Below are 1,657 nucleotides of genomic sequence, written 5' to 3' on the forward strand. Positions count from 1 at the left end.
CCTGGGGAGTACGGTCGCAAGATTAAAACTCAAAGGAATTGACGGGGACCCGCACAAGCGGTGGATGATGTGGATTAATTCGATGCAACGCGAAAAACCTTACCTACCCTTGACATGGCTGGAATCCCCGAGAGATTGGGGAGTGCTCGAAAGAGAACCAGTACACAGGTGCTGCATGGCTGTCGTCAGCTCGTGTCGTGAGATGTTGGGTTAAGTCCCGCAACGAGCGCAACCCTTGTCATTAGTTGCTACGAAAGGGCACTCTAATGAGACTGCCGGTGACAAACCGGAGGAAGGTGGGGATGACGTCAAGTCCTCATGGCCCTTATGGGTAGGGCTTCACACGTCATACAATGGTACATACAGAGCGCCGCCAACCCGCGAGGGGGAGCTAATCGCAGAAAGTGTATCGTAGTCCGGATTGTAGTCTGCAACTCGACTGCATGAAGTTGGAATCGCTAGTAATCGCGGATCAGCATGTCGCGGTGAATACGTTCCCGGGTCTTGTACACACCGCCCGTCACACCATGGGAGCGGGTTTTACCAGAAGTAGGTAGCTTAACCGCAAGGAGGGCGCTTACCACGGTAGGATTCGTGACTGGGGTGAAGTCGTAACAAGGTAGCCGTATCGGAAGGTGCGGCTGGATCACCTCCTTTCTAGAGTTTGCACGAATCATGTAAATGGTTCACGCATCAAATGTTCACACTTATCGGCTGTTAGTAAGAGAAGAAACAGTAGTCGTAGTAGCACCGCGTTGGGGCTGTAGCTCAGCTGGTTAGAGCACCGTGTTGATAACGCGGGGGTCGTTGGTTCGAGTCCAACCAGCCCTACCAGCTAATTAGTAATATCTCAGGGGGATTAGCTCAGCTGGGAGAGCACCTGCTTTGCAAGCAGGGGGTCGTCGGTTCGATCCCGTCATCCTCCACCAAAGTTTTACTCGAAAGTGCAAACGTAAGCCGGTCAACAAGACTGTGGTTTAGGTTTGATCTTTTAGCGATCAAAGCTGTTTCGTTCTTTAACAATCTGGAAGAAGTAAAGATTATTTATTGATCGGTTTGCCGTAAAAGGTAAATCGATGGGTAATGATTGTATGTATCAACAAACAAGCAACAACGTTGTACTTTCTTATCCCTGTAGCGCTCTTTGATGACTTCGGTCTTCAGAGGCTAACGTTATAGGGACAAGCGAATAAGTGCACATGGTGGATGCCTTGGCGATTACAGGCGATGAAGGACGTAGTAGCTTGCGATAAGCTGCGGGGAGTGAGCAAACACACTTTGATCCGCAGATTTCCGAATGGGGCAACCCACCCTTTTAGGGTATTGCATACTGAATACATAGGTATGCAAGGCGAACGCGGCGAACTGAAACATCTAAGTAGCTGCAGGAAAAGAAATCAACCGAGATTCCCAAAGTAGCGGCGAGCGAAATGGGAAGAGCCTGTACGTGATAGTCGGACCGATAACAGAATCCTCTGGAAATAGGAGCCATAGTGGGTGATAGCCCCGTATGTGAAATCGGACCGGTGGTACTAAGCGTACGACAAGTAGGGCGGGACACGTGACATCCTGTCTGAATATGGGGGGACCATCCTCCAAGGCTAAATACTCGTAATCGACCGATAGTGAACCAGTACCGTGAGGGAAAGGCGAAAAG

At 50.2% G+C, this 1,657-nt stretch carries 2 tRNA genes and 2 rRNA genes; all 4 read left to right on the forward strand.

What is annotated here, in order from left to right:
* Positions 1 to 657, forward strand: a 16S ribosomal RNA gene (locus MRBLMS1_RS09895); the annotation flags it as partial.
* A 100-nt stretch (positions 658 to 757) separates the two neighbouring features.
* Positions 758 to 834: transfer RNA gene (locus tag MRBLMS1_RS09900), tRNA-Ile, on the forward strand.
* A gap of 19 nt (positions 835 to 853) precedes the next feature.
* A tRNA-Ala gene (locus MRBLMS1_RS09905) sits at positions 854 to 929 on the forward strand.
* A 250-nt stretch (positions 930 to 1,179) separates the two neighbouring features.
* Positions 1,180 to 1,657 (forward strand): 23S ribosomal RNA (locus MRBLMS1_RS09910); the annotation flags it as partial.

Source organism: Massilia sp. LMS1-1-1.1, from assembly GCF_040815535.1.
GTDB classification, from domain to species: Bacteria; Pseudomonadota; Gammaproteobacteria; order Burkholderiales; family Burkholderiaceae_D; genus Janthinobacterium; species Janthinobacterium aestuarii.